Origin of the sequence: Thermostichus vulcanus str. 'Rupite' (assembly GCF_022848905.1) — a bacterium.
In the GTDB taxonomy this organism is placed as follows: domain Bacteria; phylum Cyanobacteriota; class Cyanobacteriia; order Thermostichales; family Thermostichaceae; genus Thermostichus; species Thermostichus vulcanus_A.
In genome coordinates, this window is record NZ_JAFIRA010000002.1 from 167,457 (window position 1) to 181,336 (window position 13,880).

Below are 13,880 nucleotides of genomic sequence, written 5' to 3' on the forward strand. Positions count from 1 at the left end.
AGATGCCAGAAGATATCATCCAAATTCAGGAGCAATACTACATCCGGGCCAGTGTCTCCCTCGCAGAAACCCGCTCCCATGTGCTCAAGCACGACAATTGTTTTGCGGTATTTGATCGGCTAGGGAACATGCGACCCCTAGGGATCCGGGATCACGGCTTGTTCCGGGATGACACCCGCTTTTTGTCGCGGCTGGTGCTGGACTTGGAGGGAAAGCAGTTTTTGCTGCTTAGCTCGGAGGTGCGGGAGGACAAAGATGTTTTGGCGGTGGATTTGACCAATCCCGAATTCACCACTTCTGAAGGGCAGTTCATCGGACAGGATACCCTACACATTTTGCGCACCACTTTTTTGTGGAAAAATACTGCCTACGAGCGGATCCGGGTTCACAACTATGGTTCTGAGGCCTTTCGGGTGCCCATTACTCTTAGGTTTGAGGCGGACTTTGCTGATATTTTCGAGGTGCGTGGGATCCGGCGCAGCCAACGGGGAGAGTACCTTCCTCCGCGGGTGAGTGCAGATGCGGTGATCCTCAGCTATCGGGGGTTGGATGGGGTGGAGCGCCAGACCCATTTGCGGTTTTCGCCAGTACCGACGGTGATGGGCAAAGACTGGGTACGGTGGTGGGTGCCTCTGCAACCTCAGGAGGAGCGGGATCTGTGGCTGACGGTGGTCTGTAGCTATGCAGGGGAGGAGTGGGGATCCCTTGACTATGAGGGGGCCCTGCAGTTGGAGCGGGAGCAGCGGCAGTCGATTCGAGGGCAAGCCGCCCAGATCGATACTGGCAATGCCCAATTCAACGACTGGCTCAATGCCTCGCGGGATGATCTGGTGATGATGCTCACCCAGACTCCTCATGGGCTGTATCCCTACGCAGGGGTGCCTTGGTTTAGCACGGTCTTTGGGCGGGATGCTCTGATTACGGCTCTGGCCACCCTCTGGTGGTACCCCGATATTGCACGGGGCGTACTGCTCCACTTGGCCGCGCAACAGGCGCAGGAGGAGGATCCCAGTCGGGATGCTGAGCCGGGTAAAATCCTGCACGAGCAACGCCGCTGCGAGATGGCCAAAACCGGTGAGATCCCCTTCGGACAGTATTACGGCAGTATTGACTCAACTCCTCTGTTTGTGGTTCTGGCAGGCCGGTATATCCAGCGCAGCGGTGACCACGCCTTTCTCCAGCAGTTATGGCCCCACATCAAAGCAGCTTTGACTTGGATGGATACCTACGGGGATCCCGATGGGGATGGCTTTGTGGAGTACGTGCGTAAGGCCCACAGGGGGTTGCGCAACCAGGGCTGGAAGGATTCCGACGACTCAATTTTTTATCCGGATGGATCCCTGGCAGAACCCCCTCTTGCGTTGTGTGAGGTTCAGGGTTATGTCTACGAGGCCAAGAGGCTGGCTGCCGATATGGCTGAGGCTCTGGGCAATGCTGAGGAAGCTGACCGGCTGCGGCAACAAGCCAGGACTCTGCAGGAGCAGTTTCTGAAGCACTTTTGGTGTGAAGAGTTGCGGGGCTATGCCCTGGCCTTGGATGGGGAGAAAAAACCCTGCCGCGTGCGCAGCTCCAACATGGGCCACTGCCTGTTTTCGGGGATTGCGGATCCAGCCCATGCGGCCTGCATTGCCGAGCAGATGATGCAACCGGATTTTTTCACCGGCTGGGGGATCCGCACCGTACCGGAGGGAGAAGGCCGCTTCAACCCCATGGCCTACCACAATGGCTCCATTTGGCCCCACGACAATGCTCTGATTGCGGCGGGGTTGGCCCGTTATGGCTACAAGACAGAGGCGATGCGGGTGTTAACGGGTCTGTTTGATGCGACGCAGTTTTTGGAGCTGAAACGCTTGCCAGAACTCTTCTGCGGTTTTACCCGCCGGCAACGGGAGGGTCCCACACTTTATCCCGTAGCCTGTCTACCCCAAGCCTGGGCCTCTGCCAGTGTGTTTTTGCTGTTGCAAGCCTGCCTGGGTTTGGAGATCGATGGCCAGCACCAGCGGGTCAGCCTCACCCGGCCCATCCTCCCCCTGTGGCTACCCCATGTGACGCTCCGTCACATTGCTGTGGGAGAGGGATCCCTCGACCTTGGCCTTTATCTACAAGCCGATGGGGTGGGAATCAATGTCCTGGGCCATCTGGGGAATGTGGAGGTCGTGGTGAAATGAGAGGTCAAACCTTGACAGCCCAAGCCGCCGCTTCAGGCACTTAGGGGTTATCGCTCAAGGGAAGATGTCTTACGAAAAGCAGCGTAAAGCCCCCGGTTTCCAACCGGGGGATATAAGCGCACAGGCTGAATTTATTCAGCAACAGAAATAGTACATACAATAGTCCCCATGAAACGGGTCACCACGACACTCAAGCTCAAGTTTCTTGACCTCAATGCGGTCAAAGCAGAGATGTTTAACCAGACGGTTTGTGCGACAACCGAACTGGCAAACGAACTGCTCCGCATCAGTCCAAAGGAACGAAAAGCATTGACAACCGCCAAAGTGGTAACCCCACTCAAGTCGGCCCTCTCCAACCAGGTGATTCGTGTCCTGAAGGGGAAAGCCGGCCAGCGGGTCAAACACTTCAAAGTGTTCTGGCCAGAGGTCAACAACCAAAACTGGAAGCTGCACAAAGTAGGCAGCACCTACTCGGTGAGTTTTCCCACGATTCAGGGTGACAAGCGGGTTCCCCTTGAGGTTAGCAGTTCCTACTATGCCGAGCGTCTTGAGCGCATCCTGGCCGAACAGGATTGTGAACGGGGAACCTTGAAACTCATGAAGCTACGGGGCTGTTGGTACGCGGTTGTATCTATCACTTGGGAAGTTCCCGAAGTGAAGAGCACAGAGCGGCTGGGTGTTGACCGGGGGCAGAACCGTTTGGCGGTGGCGGCCACCCGTTGGGGTCGGGCGGTGTTTTTTGGGGGTGGAGAGGTAGCCTATCGTCGTCGTCGTTTCCAGAAGCGTCGTGCCCAGTTGCAACAGGCGGGTAAATACCGAGCACTCAAGCGACTGGAGCGCAAAGAAGCCCGTTGGATGAGGGCGGTCAACCACACCGTTAGCCGTCGCATTGTACGGTTTGCCAAGGCGGTAAATGCGGATGTGTGGATGGAAGACCTCTCGGGTATTCGCCAATCCAGACAGAGCCAGAAGGCGCGTTCGGATGCCGGGAAATCGCGCCATACCTGGTCGTACTACGACCTGGAGTGGAAGGTTGCCTACAAGCTGGAAATGGCGGGTAGGACGCTGCACAAGCGCCCTGCTGCCTACACATCCAAAACCGACCACAGGACGGGGCTGATCGGTAAAAGGAGTGGGCATTTGTTCACCGGGCAGGACGGGTATTGCTGTGACGCGGACTGGAATGCCGCAATCTTGCTACGCAAGACGCGGAGCGTCATGAACATTGCTCGGTGGGACGGGTTTTCGTGTCCTTTGAGTCTAAAAGAAGCCCTGCCCGTAATAGGCAGGGTCGGCTCAGGGGATGGGGTAGTTGGCAATCCCCTGAACTCCCTCGTGCTCTGCACGGCACGGAGTGCTATGAATCCCTCACAGCTTCAAGCTGTGGGGAGCTAGAAGGGAGAATCCCCCGGTTTCTAACCGGGGGAGTGTCAACCCGCCGTCCAAACTGGGGGCAGATGGCAGCAAAAAACCTAAAAACAAGCAGAAAACAAGCGGATAGCGGTTAGTCTAGGCAATGATTCTAAATAGTCTACTCTATTGAGAATTCTACCGAGATCAGAGCCTGTTAATGAACACTGCCGAAGCCCTCGAAATTCTCAACCTTCAGCCGGACGCAACCGAACGAGAAATCCGGGGACGGTTGTTTCAGGAATATCAAACCCTTAGCACCGCTTTGGCAGAGCTGGAGGATGAGCGGCAAAGGCCCTTGCTTGAGGTGCAACTGGCTCGGCTCAATGAGGCACGGGATGTGCTGCTTAGTGGGGCGCAACCTCAGGGATCCCGGTCGGAGAACGTCTTGTCATTAATTAGCCCGGAAGACTTGCCTGCGCAGGTGATTGTGCTGCTTTACCAAGCAAACGGACAGGAGGGGATCTGTACCCGCCAAGTCGGGGGGCAAGATATCGTCCTTGCCTTTGAAAGTTCTTTTGGGGCGAGAAAGTATGCGCAAAGGCTGGCCCAACAGGGACTTCCCAAGCCCGTGCCAGAGCGCTTCGATACGGAGGAGATCGTCGATTTTTGCCGCGGGGGGGGGTATGGCTTGATGGTGGTTCCGGCCAATGAAGCGCTAGAACCCCTCGAGGAAAGCACAGAATCTGCTCGAGATTGGCAAGGTAAGCCCTGATGCAACTCGACCCCCATCCACTTGTATTCATTGGTGCGCTCCATGATTGGTGCTGAACAGATCTCCGTGAACGAGTTTCGCCAGATCATGGCTGCGGATCTGGAGGCTTGTTGTGAGGCATTTGATCTGCGGGTGGAGTACCTGCGTTTGAAACAACAACGGTTACGGCTTTGGGGTGCGGCAGCCTTTTGTTTGCTGGCGCTCGCTCTAACCGTGTTCTTTGGGATTCGGGATCCCGCGCTTTGGATGCTCTACACGGCTGCTGCTGGGATCCTATGCATTGTCTTACTGGTGATCTTGAGGGCCAATCTGCAGTTGGAACGCGGGCTGCGCCGCATTCGTCAGCGATGGCAGGAGGCTCATTTGCTCAATAGCGCTCCCGAGATCATGAAGTTTGTCACCGACTTGGCCCGCAAGGTCAAAGAATATAACCATTGGGTGGAGGAGCTGCAGCAGTCTGTGCAGGGGGGACAATATTGGCGAGATTTTCGACAACTCAACGATGCGGAGCAAAAGTACATTCAGACCGTGTTTCTCCAGGTGCGAGCACAGCTGGTGACTGCTCTGCAAATGGGCAGACGGTTAATCGAGAATCCACGGGCTTCTGTGGATCACCACTTCAAGCAGTTGGTCTTGCGGGATCAACAGTTGCTAAATCAATTCACTGCCAAAAACATGACGATGAATCGCTATGTCATCCTGGTGCGGGAACTCTCCAATTTGGAAGCAGATTTACAAGCTCAGATCAAAGCTTTGGGATCCCGATGATTAGCTGTAGCCCTATAAGTATTACCCAACAACGCAAATAGAAGAATAAAAAATAAATAAAAAAGAGTTGCGCCAGTACCGAAAGCGTCTCATCCTGGCTGAAAATGACTACAGTAGTTAAGGTTACAGCCCTTTACACCAAGGGCACGCTAGCGCGTCTGTCTCCGACAGGCTCCGCCAACGCCTCTCGTCCTACGGAGGACCCGGGGGATCATGACGGCCCATAGGGCAACGCTACTCACCTAGCACGGGGTTAATCTCCTTCGCAAATAGCGATGTGGAGCACCCCAGCACTTTTGAAATGGGCTATAGACACAACCGTTGTTGCATCAAACCCCATTTTTTCAGAAATTCTTCAACATTCACTGGGATCCGCTTGAGCTTGAGAGTTTGAGTCGAGGGGAACAAAAAACCTTGCAAGCAGTGCCGAAAAGTTTGGCTAGGATTTAGGGGCAAGGAGCTTCTCTCTTTCTACTAAAATTGTGACTCATTTATGGCTCATTTTCTCGATACAGTTGTTCTATCACGGATACAATTTGCCTTGACCAGCTCCTTTCACATGCTCTGGCCAGTTTTGACCACCGGCATGGGCATCTACTTGGTGCTGGTGGAGGGCGTGTGGTTGCGTACCCGCAATATCTCCTACTACCACCACGCACGGTTTTGGACCCAGCTCTATCTGCTTAACTTTGGCATTGGGGTGGCTAGCGGGCTGCCTATGGAGTTTCAGTTTGGCACCAACTGGGCCCCCTTCTCGGAGGCGGTAGGGGACTTCTTCGGCAGCATCCTTGGCTTTGAGGGATCCATGGCCTTCATGTTGGAGGCGGGCTTTTTGGGCATCATGGTGTTTGGCTGGAACCGGGTACCCGGCGTCATTCATTATCTCTCCACCATCATGGTGGCCTTTGGAGCGAACCTCTCAACGTTCTGGATTTTGACCGCCAACTCCTGGATGCAGACCCCTGTAGGGGGAGAGTTGGTAAATGGCAAATTTGTGGTGAAGGACTATTTTGCCGCCATCTTTAACCCCGCTATGCTCAACAGTGTCGCTCACATGTTCTTGGCGACCCTTGAGACTTCGTTGTTCGTGGTCGGGGGCATTAGTGCCTGGTATGTGCTGAACCGGCGGCATCCTGAGTTTTTCGGCAAGTCCCTCAAAATTGCTCTGGCCGTCGCCATTGTAGTGGCACCGTTGCAAATTGCTGTGGGCCACGAAAGTGCCCTTCATCTGCGGGAAAACCAACCCACCAAGCTGGCAGCGATGGAAGCCCAGTGGGAGACCTTACCAGCAGGAGAGCCTGCTGCATACACCCTTTTGGCTCTTCCCGACAGTGAGCACGAAATCAACCCTTGGTCACTGGAGGTGCCCTACGGGTTGGGACTCATTTTGGATTTACAGCCCAATCTACAAAAGCCCGTCCTAGGGCTGAAAGACTTTGCTCCTGAGAATCGTCCTCCCCTGATCCCGCTTATCTACTATTCTTTTCGCGTCATGGTGGGTATCGGATTTTTCCTGGCTGCCCTGATGCTAGTCAGCACTGTGCAGTGGTTGCGGGGCAAGTTGGCTGATGACCAAATTACTGGACAAACTTGGCTGATGCGGGCTTGGCTGTTCGCGGCACCGCTGGGCTACATCGCAGTGGAGGCGGGGTGGATCGTGCGAGAGGTGGGGCGTCAGCCCTGGACGGTTTATGGTCTCATTCGCACCTCGGATGCAGCTTCCCATGTTCCCGCCACCGATGTGCTGGGATCCCTCAGCCTCTTCACCGCCATCTACGGGATTTTGTTTGTGTCTGCCCTCCATTTTGGCCGACGCATTCTGCTGCATGGCCCGAACCTAGAGTTGCCCCCGCCGGGATTGGGATCCCAGTCTGCGCGGACAGAGATGGTGCCCGATCGACGCCCCACCGAGGTTAGCGCCTAAAAGTCGGCCCAACCGATTCCACGAGGTTTTTCGATATGGAAACACTCCAATACTTTACTTTTTGCCTCAGGTTTGGTTCGTCATCCTGGCCCTGTTTTTGTTGCTCTACGTGATTTTGGACGGCTTCGATCTAGGGGTCGGCATCCTATCCCTGACGGCTTCTTCAGAGGAGCGGCGGAGCATTTTGATGACCAGCCTGGGCAATGTTTGGGATGCCAACGAGACATGGCTGGTGGTGATGGGGGGAGCCTTGTTTGGTGCCTTTCCCTTGGCCTATGCCACAATTTTGACCGCCCTCTACATCCCCATTTTCATCATGATCTTTGGGTTCATCTTCAGGGCGGTGGCCTTCGAGTTTCGCGAGCACTCCAATCGCAAGCTGTTGTGGAACACCGCCTTTGGGGTGGGTAGTTTTTTGGCGGCCTTGGGGCAAGGGTTTGCTCTAGGCAGTATCTTCAAAGGGATCCAGGTGGATGCAGCCGGCCACTTCACCGGTACTCAGTGGGATTGGCTGAGCTGGCAGACGCTATTGGTGGCTCTAACCTTGATTCAGGGCTACGTGCTGATTGGCTCCACCTACCTCATCCTTAAGACGGAGGGATCCCTGCAACAAACTCACTACCGCACGGCTACCCTTGCCGCCTGGACCACTCTGATCGGAGCAGGGTTGGTTACTGTGCTCACGCCAGTGCTCTATAACCAAGCCCGTGAGCGCCTGCTGGAGCGACCCTTGGTGTATATTTTTGCCCTCATCCCTTTGTTGGCGATTTTACTGATCGGGTTGCTGCTCAGAAGCCTGCGCCAGAAAAAAGAAGTTGAGCCTTTTGTTTGGACAGTACTGTTGTTTGTGCTTTCATTTATGGGGCTGGGACTTCTCATTTTCCCCTACATTATTCCCCCCAGCATCACCATCTATCAGGCGGCAGCCGATCCCAGTGCTTTGGTGTTCATGCTGGTCTTTATTGGCTTTCTGATCCCGATCATGCTCTTTTACGAAAAGCAGCGTAAAGCCCCCGGTTTCTAACCGGGGGATATAAGCGCACAGGCTGAATTTATTCAGCAACAGAAATAGTACATACAATAGTCCCCATGAAACGGGTCACCACGACACTCAAGCTCAAGTTTCTTGGCCTCAATGCGGTCAAAGCAGAGATGTTTGACCAGACGGTTTGTGCGACAACCGAACTGGCAAACGAACTGCTCCGCATCAGTCCAAAGGAACGAAAAGCATTAACAACCGCCAAAGTGGTGACACCCCTCAAGTCGGCCCTCTCCAACCAGGTGATTCGTGTCCTGAAGGGGAAGGCAGGTCAGCGGGCTAAACACTTCAAGGTATTCTGGCCAGAGGTCAACAACCAAAACTGGAAGCTGCACAAAGTAGGTAGCACCTACTCGGTGAGTTTTCCCACAATTCAGGGTGACAAGCGGGTTCCCCTTGAGGTTAGCAGTTCCTACTATGCCGAGCGTCTTGAGCGCATCCTGGCCGAGCAGGATTGTGAACGGGGAACCTTGAAACTGATGCAAATACGTGGGGTTTGGTATGCTGTTCTGTCTATCACTTGGGATGTTCCCGAAGTGAAGAGTACGGAACGGTTAGGTGTTGACCGGGGGCAGAACCGTTTGGCAGTGGCGGCCACCCGTTGGGGTCGGGCGGTGTTTTTTGGGGGTGGAGAGGTAGCCTATCGTCGTCGTCGTTTCCAGAAGCGTCGCGCCCAGTTGCAACAGGCGGGTAAATACCGAGCACTCAAGCGACTGGAGCGCAAAGAAGCCCGTTGGATGAGGGCGGTCAACCACACCGTGAGCCGTCGCATTGTGCGGTTTGCCAATGCGGTAAATGCGGATGTGTGGATGGAAGACCTATCGGGTATCCGCCAATCCAGACAGAGCCAGAAGGCGCGTTCGGATGCCGGGAAATCGCGCCATACCTGGTCGTACTACGACCTGGAGTGGAAGGTTGCCTACAAGCTGGAAATGGCGGGTAGGACGCTGCACAAGCGCCCTGCTGCCTACACATCCAAAACCGACCACAGGACAGGATTGATTGGGAAAAGGAGTGGGCATTTGTTCACTGGGCAGGACGGGTATTGCTGTGATGCCGACTGGAATGCCGCCATAAACATTGCCCAGTGGGACGGGTTTTCGTGTCCTTTGAGTCTAAAAGAAGCCCTGCCCGTAATAGGCAGGGTCGGCTCAGGGGATGGGGTAGTTGGCAATCCCCTGAACTCCCTCGTGCTCTGCACGGCACGGAGTGCTCTGAATCCCTCACAGCTTCAAGCTGTGGGGAGCTAGAAGGGAGAATCCCCCGGTTTCTAACCGGGGGAGTGTCAAAACATTTATCAGTACGTGGTTTTTCGTGGCAAAGTGGTCGGTTCTGCCTATGGAGACTATCAGGAAAAGCTGCAACCCCAAGAGGAGGGGTCTGCCTCCAGCTCTGCGTCTCCTGACCCAGCTAATCCAATCCTGACCCAAAGAGAGCCAAGTGCCCCCGCCTGAAATCGGGGGCTTGCGGGGAGTAGCGCCTTGCCAATGCCAAACCGCAAGCAAGGTGAAAGACTGGGGTGGTCAAGCAACGCGCGGCCCGGTAATGGTCCCGTAGGGCGTTTGAAGGCAACTAAGGCGGCTTACGGCATGGCAGCCCAAAACACGCGACGGATGCTCCCCAAGTCTGATGAAGAGGTAGAGCAACTGAGTTGAGCCTTGCGGCTGGATTCAGTTGCCCATGGGATCCCGATGATACCCTGTTAGGGATGTTCAGTTGTGGGTTTATGGGACATAGGGGGTTAGGAAGACTGTGGATCCTACTGCTCTTTGGAGGGCTGGGACTGACGGGATGTGGGGATCCGAACGTGCCCTTAACCCAACCGCCTCAAGATGCCTTCCGGATCAGTACCCCTCGTCCGCCGCGCACAGATCTCTATCCGACTCCCACGCCACCGCCTACCCCAACCCCGACACCCACCCCTACTTTGCTAGAGCTAAGTGCCCGCTGGTTGCAGCTCCCTTGGCCGCCACAACGGCAGGAAAAGAGTCTTGTCCGTCTCAGTGCTCGTTTTCTACAAATTCCCTTGCCAGAGCGGCCCCGCCCTTCGGAGAGTCCACAACCTCAGCTCTCTCCTAGTGAAACTGTCCAGGCAGAGGACTAAGAGCAAGAGCAAATCGACCTAGGCTACTACAGTTACCGGTTCAGTTTCCCGCACCCGCAGCTTTTCACAGGGGATCGTATCCGTCAGAATGGAACTGGCCATCATGCCCGTGTGAATTTCCAGCTTGGCTCCAGGCACCGCCTCAAACATCAATCGCTGGCCTGGGAAAACCACTCGTTCAAAATACCAATTTTCAATATTGGTGATGCGAGCCACTTGGATAGAGCTGGTCGCATTGATGTAGCTACAGGTTAATCGCTCTGACCGTTTTTTATCGGGGATCGCATCCAGTGTTTGCATAATTCGGATTACCAGCCTACTTCGCTCAGCCTACCATCCACCCTAACACCGGCTGGGGATCACTGTGGTAGTCTGCGATACGACGATCCCAAGAGACAAAAATAAATTCTAAAAAACCTGATTTTGTATTCTAACTTACCATTCCATCGTTCTCACAATTCCCTTGCTTAGGAAGGCAGAATGGGTTGGGATCCCGCAGTCAATCGTCCCAATTGGCAATAGGAATATTGGGTAAACTGTGAGCAAAATCACATTTTTCGCCTCCTTTTTTGGAAGTGAGGTTCAAGGGTCGCTGAGACCTGATCCTGGGGTAGGTCTTTCCTCTGAGGTGGAACCGGGATCCCAATTCAAACCCTCCACTCGCAGCTCTAGAGCCCCCGACTGACGCACGGGATTGTACTGGAGGCTGAAGCCATAGGTGCGCCGGTCATAGCCTAATCGATAGGTGGTATCCACCTGCTGGCCGGATTGCAGATCGACGGTGGTTTCTGCTCCCACCCGCAGCGGGCCATAGAGTTGCTGCAAAAAGCCCAAGACCAATTGCTCACGGGTGGTGATGCGGTCAAACAAAAAAGGCGAGGCCCCCGCCAAAAAACCATTGGAGTAGGTCACACTCAGGTTGGTGTAGTCGAAGGTATCGGCCACAAAAGCTCCAATCACTGCATCAATGCCGACACTGCCAGCGGTATAGCTCTGGGCACGGCCATTCGAGTAGAGAGACTGACTGCTGCTGACGCCGGTATTGAGCCAAACCCCTTGCTCGATGGGCAAAGCCGAAAACCGGGGTGGCGGCTCCTCTTTCGTTGCAGGGGGGATCCAAAGGGCGAAGGAGCGATTCAGGGTTGCCCCCAGTTGCAGTCGGGTTAGTTGGATGCGTTCAGTGGTCTTTTCCAGGGCCAGATCAGGATCCGTGTCAATCTCATCCGGCTGCCCCAGGGCATCAATGTAATCGGTGGCTAGGCGGTAGCTGAAATCCAACCCCGTACTACCCAAACGAATCGTGGGTGAACTGTAGCTGGCTCCAAGGCGATTTTCCACGATCTGAAACCCCAGCCGCCCACTGAAGAAGCGTTCTCGGTAGGCGTAGGTATAGGTGACTTGGCCCCCATCGCCTGTGGTAATCTGGTGCTCCACCTGGGCCCGCAGCCGCCTGGCAAACTCCTCGAAGACAATCCCCCGCAACTCCACAAATAGGGAGGTTTGCGCCCTCTGCTCTGGTTGCAGCCAGCGAAAGTCGGTGCGCAGTCCAATGCCATCTAAGATCCCTTGATCGCTCCCCCAGAGGCGTTGTGGATACAGTTGCGGAGAGAACACCAGGCTCAGGTTGGGATCCCGCAGCAGCTCGAAATTGGGTTGCAGGATTAGACCGCGCCGCAACTCTTCTCGGTCGAAGTCATCGTAGAAAATGCTGACCGGCGGCTGACGGTTGAATTGGTCGAAGCGCAGACGAATCGGCAAAGGCAGGAAAAAGACTTGATCAAAGACCAACTGGCCAGACTCAGCAATCAGCAGGCTGGAGCCATCTGCTTGCAGGCTGGAGGTAACCCGTGGGCTGCGGATCTCTAGCTCGGGCGGATCCAGGGGATCGTTGGTCAGCCGAACATTGTCTCCCTCCCAGTTGTTGGCATCAAAGCGAATTTGATCGGCGCGAAACCGCACCAACCGTTCTGGGCCAAGGGCAGCTGCTCCCTCTTGCATCTGGGCTCCAGATCCACCGAGGGCACGAATATCCACCTGCCCAAAAGCATCCGACAAGAAGCCCTGCTCCTGCTCAAAGTCGTATTCCAGTCGGGATCCCTGAATGCGCTGCTGATCCAGCTCAATCGAGACATTCCCCTCCGCCACCGCCCGCCGTTGCCGCAACTCGATCCGCATCCGGTCCGCCCGCAAGAGAGACCGGCCCAAGCGCATCTCCACATTGCCTTCGGCTTCAAAAACCTCGGCCCGTTGGTCAAAGGTTTGGCGGTCAGAACGCAGTTGCAGAGTCCGAGCAGAAAGAGCACTCAGTGTGGCGAAGTCAAGGGATCCCTGAGAGGGCGCAACCGGATCGAGGGTTAGGGAGATCCCTGGGGGCGCAACGGCTTCATCGGCGGCTGCCCATAATCCCAGCGACAGCGACCACAACCCCAGCGATAGCAGCAGAACGCCTTTCATATCCACGCAGCACCCACACCCCAGCACCCTTTTGATCTTGGCCCGCCGTTACTTAAACCGAGTTAAGCACCCGGTTGAGCTTGCCACTTTGGTAGCCTTCCAGATCCAGGCTGACGTAGAGATACCCCGCAGCTTGAAAAGCCTTGACCAAGGCTTCCAAGTCGGTTTTCTGGATAAATTCATGGATCTGTTGCGGGGGTAATTCAATGCGGGCGGTATCTTTTTCGGAGCGTACCCGCACCTGTCGCCAACCCAAGCTGCGTAGATAGCGTTCGGCAGCCCCAACCCGACGCAACTTCTCAGCCGTAATCTCCTCGCCGTAGGGAAAGCGGGAGCTCAGACAGGGCTGAGCCGGTTTGTCCCACCAGGGCAACCCCAACTGCCGCGACAACTGCCGTACCTCCAGTTTGCGGATCCCTACCTCCGCCAAGGGTGAGCGTACCCCCCGCTCCACAGCCGCCTGTACCCCCGGTCGATAATCCGACAGATCATCCGCATTCAGGCCATCCACCACGTAGTCATACCCCCGACTCTGGGCCAATGGGCGCAGCGTATCGTGCAGTTCACGCTTGCAGAAATAGCAGCGGTTGATCGGGTTGGCGGCGTAGTTGGGATCCTCCAGCTCGTGGGTTTCCACAATCTCGTGACGGATGCCGATAACTTGAGCTTGTTCTATCGCTTCTTCTAGATCTTCGGGCAGCAGCGAGGGGGAAGCCGCCGTCACCGCTAGGGCCCGCTCTCCCAACTGATCCCAAGCCAACTTGGCCACCAACGTACTATCAACTCCCCCAGAATAGGCCACCAGCACCTGCTCCATCTCGGCAAAGATCTGAGTGACCTGCGCAAACTTTTTCCTCAGAACGGGATCCAACGAGTCCAAAGAGGGGGCGAATCGGGCTTGGGGACTGTTCATTGGAGCTAAGGATTCCTTCAATCTTGTTTGGGGACTGGGGAGGACTGTTTTGCACCGAACATGGGGAATGAGGCTCACCCCAGTCCCTTTTCTATTGTTTCCCAGAGTTCCCTGACTTTCCAACGGTTTCCCCTAGCCTTGGATGCGGGATCCCTCAACTCCAGGTGATATTGGTTCATCCGGATCCCTGAGCATGGATAATCGGACAACCTATCCATAGGGGCCCGCTGACGCGATAGGCCTCCGGCCCGCTGACGCGATAGGCCTCCGGCCCGCTGACGCGATAGGCCTCCGGCCCGCTGACGCGATAGGCCTCCGGCCCGCTGACGCGATAGGCCTCCGGCCCGCTGACGCGATAGGCCTCCGGCCCGCTGACGCGATAGGC

10 protein-coding genes and 2 pseudogenes are annotated in these 13,880 nt (G+C 55.6%); 8 read left to right on the forward strand and 4 right to left on the reverse strand.

All coding sequences use genetic code 11. The features are described from left to right. Positions 1-2 precede the first annotated feature (2 nt). The 8 genes from JX360_RS01985 to JX360_RS02020 all read left to right on the forward strand — a co-directional run bounded on the left by JX360_RS01985 (position 3) and on the right by JX360_RS02020 (position 10,128). Positions 3-2,168: an amylo-alpha-1,6-glucosidase gene (locus JX360_RS01985; protein WP_244348806.1), complete on the forward strand. Its 2,166-nt coding sequence runs from the start codon at positions 3-5 to the stop codon at positions 2,166-2,168. A gap of 168 nt (positions 2,169-2,336) precedes the next feature. Continuing rightward, positions 2,337-3,563, forward strand: a complete 1,227-nt coding sequence (locus tag JX360_RS01990) for an RNA-guided endonuclease TnpB family protein (protein ID WP_244348807.1) — start codon at positions 2,337-2,339, stop codon at positions 3,561-3,563. Between the two features lie 175 nt (positions 3,564-3,738). After that, the gene (locus JX360_RS01995; protein ID WP_244348808.1) at positions 3,739-4,293 is read left to right on the forward strand and encodes a DUF3110 domain-containing protein; all 555 of its coding nucleotides are present in this window, start codon (positions 3,739-3,741) and stop codon (positions 4,291-4,293) included. A 42-nt stretch (positions 4,294-4,335) separates the two neighbouring features. Next, a complete protein-coding gene (locus JX360_RS02000) occupies positions 4,336-5,061 on the forward strand; it encodes a hypothetical protein (RefSeq protein ID WP_244348809.1) in 726 nt (241 codons plus the stop codon). Positions 5,062-5,554: 493 nt separating this feature from the next. After that, positions 5,555-6,985, forward strand: a complete 1,431-nt coding sequence (locus tag JX360_RS02005; protein WP_244348810.1) for a cytochrome ubiquinol oxidase subunit I — start codon at positions 5,555-5,557, stop codon at positions 6,983-6,985. A gap of 61 nt (positions 6,986-7,046) precedes the next feature. Beyond that, complete coding sequence (gene cydB / locus JX360_RS02010) at positions 7,047-8,009, forward strand: cytochrome d ubiquinol oxidase subunit II (RefSeq protein WP_244348811.1); 963 nt, start codon at positions 7,047-7,049, stop codon at positions 8,007-8,009. Between the two features lie 65 nt (positions 8,010-8,074). Then, the gene (locus JX360_RS02015) at positions 8,075-9,274 is read left to right on the forward strand and encodes an RNA-guided endonuclease TnpB family protein (RefSeq protein ID WP_244348812.1); all 1,200 of its coding nucleotides are present in this window, start codon (positions 8,075-8,077) and stop codon (positions 9,272-9,274) included. A 557-nt stretch (positions 9,275-9,831) separates the two neighbouring features. Beyond that, positions 9,832-10,128, forward strand: coding sequence for a hypothetical protein (locus JX360_RS02020; RefSeq protein WP_244348813.1), 297 nt, complete (start codon positions 9,832-9,834; stop codon positions 10,126-10,128). Positions 10,129-10,179: 51 nt separating this feature from the next. On the opposite strand, the pseudogene JX360_RS02025 reads toward JX360_RS02020, so the two are convergent. From JX360_RS02025 to JX360_RS02040, 4 genes and pseudogenes are all read right to left on the reverse strand, one after another. Then, a pseudogene (locus tag JX360_RS02025) lies at positions 10,180-10,428 on the reverse strand (DUF1830 domain-containing protein); the annotation flags it as partial. A 282-nt stretch (positions 10,429-10,710) separates the two neighbouring features. Further along, positions 10,711-12,582 (reverse strand): DUF3769 domain-containing protein, encoded by a 1,872-nt coding sequence (locus tag JX360_RS02030; protein WP_244348815.1) that lies wholly within the window; start codon positions 12,580-12,582, stop codon positions 10,711-10,713. Between the two features lie 52 nt (positions 12,583-12,634). Then, the gene (gene larE, locus JX360_RS02035) at positions 12,635-13,495 is read right to left on the reverse strand and encodes an ATP-dependent sacrificial sulfur transferase LarE (protein WP_279611164.1); all 861 of its coding nucleotides are present in this window, start codon (positions 13,493-13,495) and stop codon (positions 12,635-12,637) included. Positions 13,496-13,670: 175 nt separating this feature from the next. After that, positions 13,671-13,880, reverse strand: a pseudogene (locus JX360_RS02040) (hypothetical protein); the annotation flags it as partial.

What these genes read in the sequence shown, in the direction of transcription:
- JX360_RS01985 (WP_244348806.1), top strand. Translation starts at nt 3, where the DNA reads ATGCCAGAAGATATCATCCAAATTCAGGAGCAATACTACATCCGGGCC.
- JX360_RS01990 (WP_244348807.1), top strand. Translation starts at nt 2,337, where the DNA reads ATGAAACGGGTCACCACGACACTCAAGCTCAAGTTTCTTGACCTCAAT.
- JX360_RS01995 (WP_244348808.1), top strand. Translation starts at nt 3,739, where the DNA reads ATGAACACTGCCGAAGCCCTCGAAATTCTCAACCTTCAGCCGGACGCA.
- JX360_RS02000 (WP_244348809.1), top strand. Translation starts at nt 4,336, where the DNA reads ATGATTGGTGCTGAACAGATCTCCGTGAACGAGTTTCGCCAGATCATG.
- JX360_RS02005 (WP_244348810.1), top strand. Translation starts at nt 5,555, where the DNA reads ATGGCTCATTTTCTCGATACAGTTGTTCTATCACGGATACAATTTGCC.
- JX360_RS02015 (WP_244348812.1), top strand. Translation starts at nt 8,075, where the DNA reads ATGAAACGGGTCACCACGACACTCAAGCTCAAGTTTCTTGGCCTCAAT.
- JX360_RS02030 (WP_244348815.1), bottom strand. Translation starts at nt 12,582, where the DNA reads ATGAAAGGCGTTCTGCTGCTATCGCTGGGGTTGTGGTCGCTGTCGCTG.
- larE (WP_279611164.1), bottom strand. Translation starts at nt 13,495, where the DNA reads ATGAACAGTCCCCAAGCCCGATTCGCCCCCTCTTTGGACTCGTTGGAT.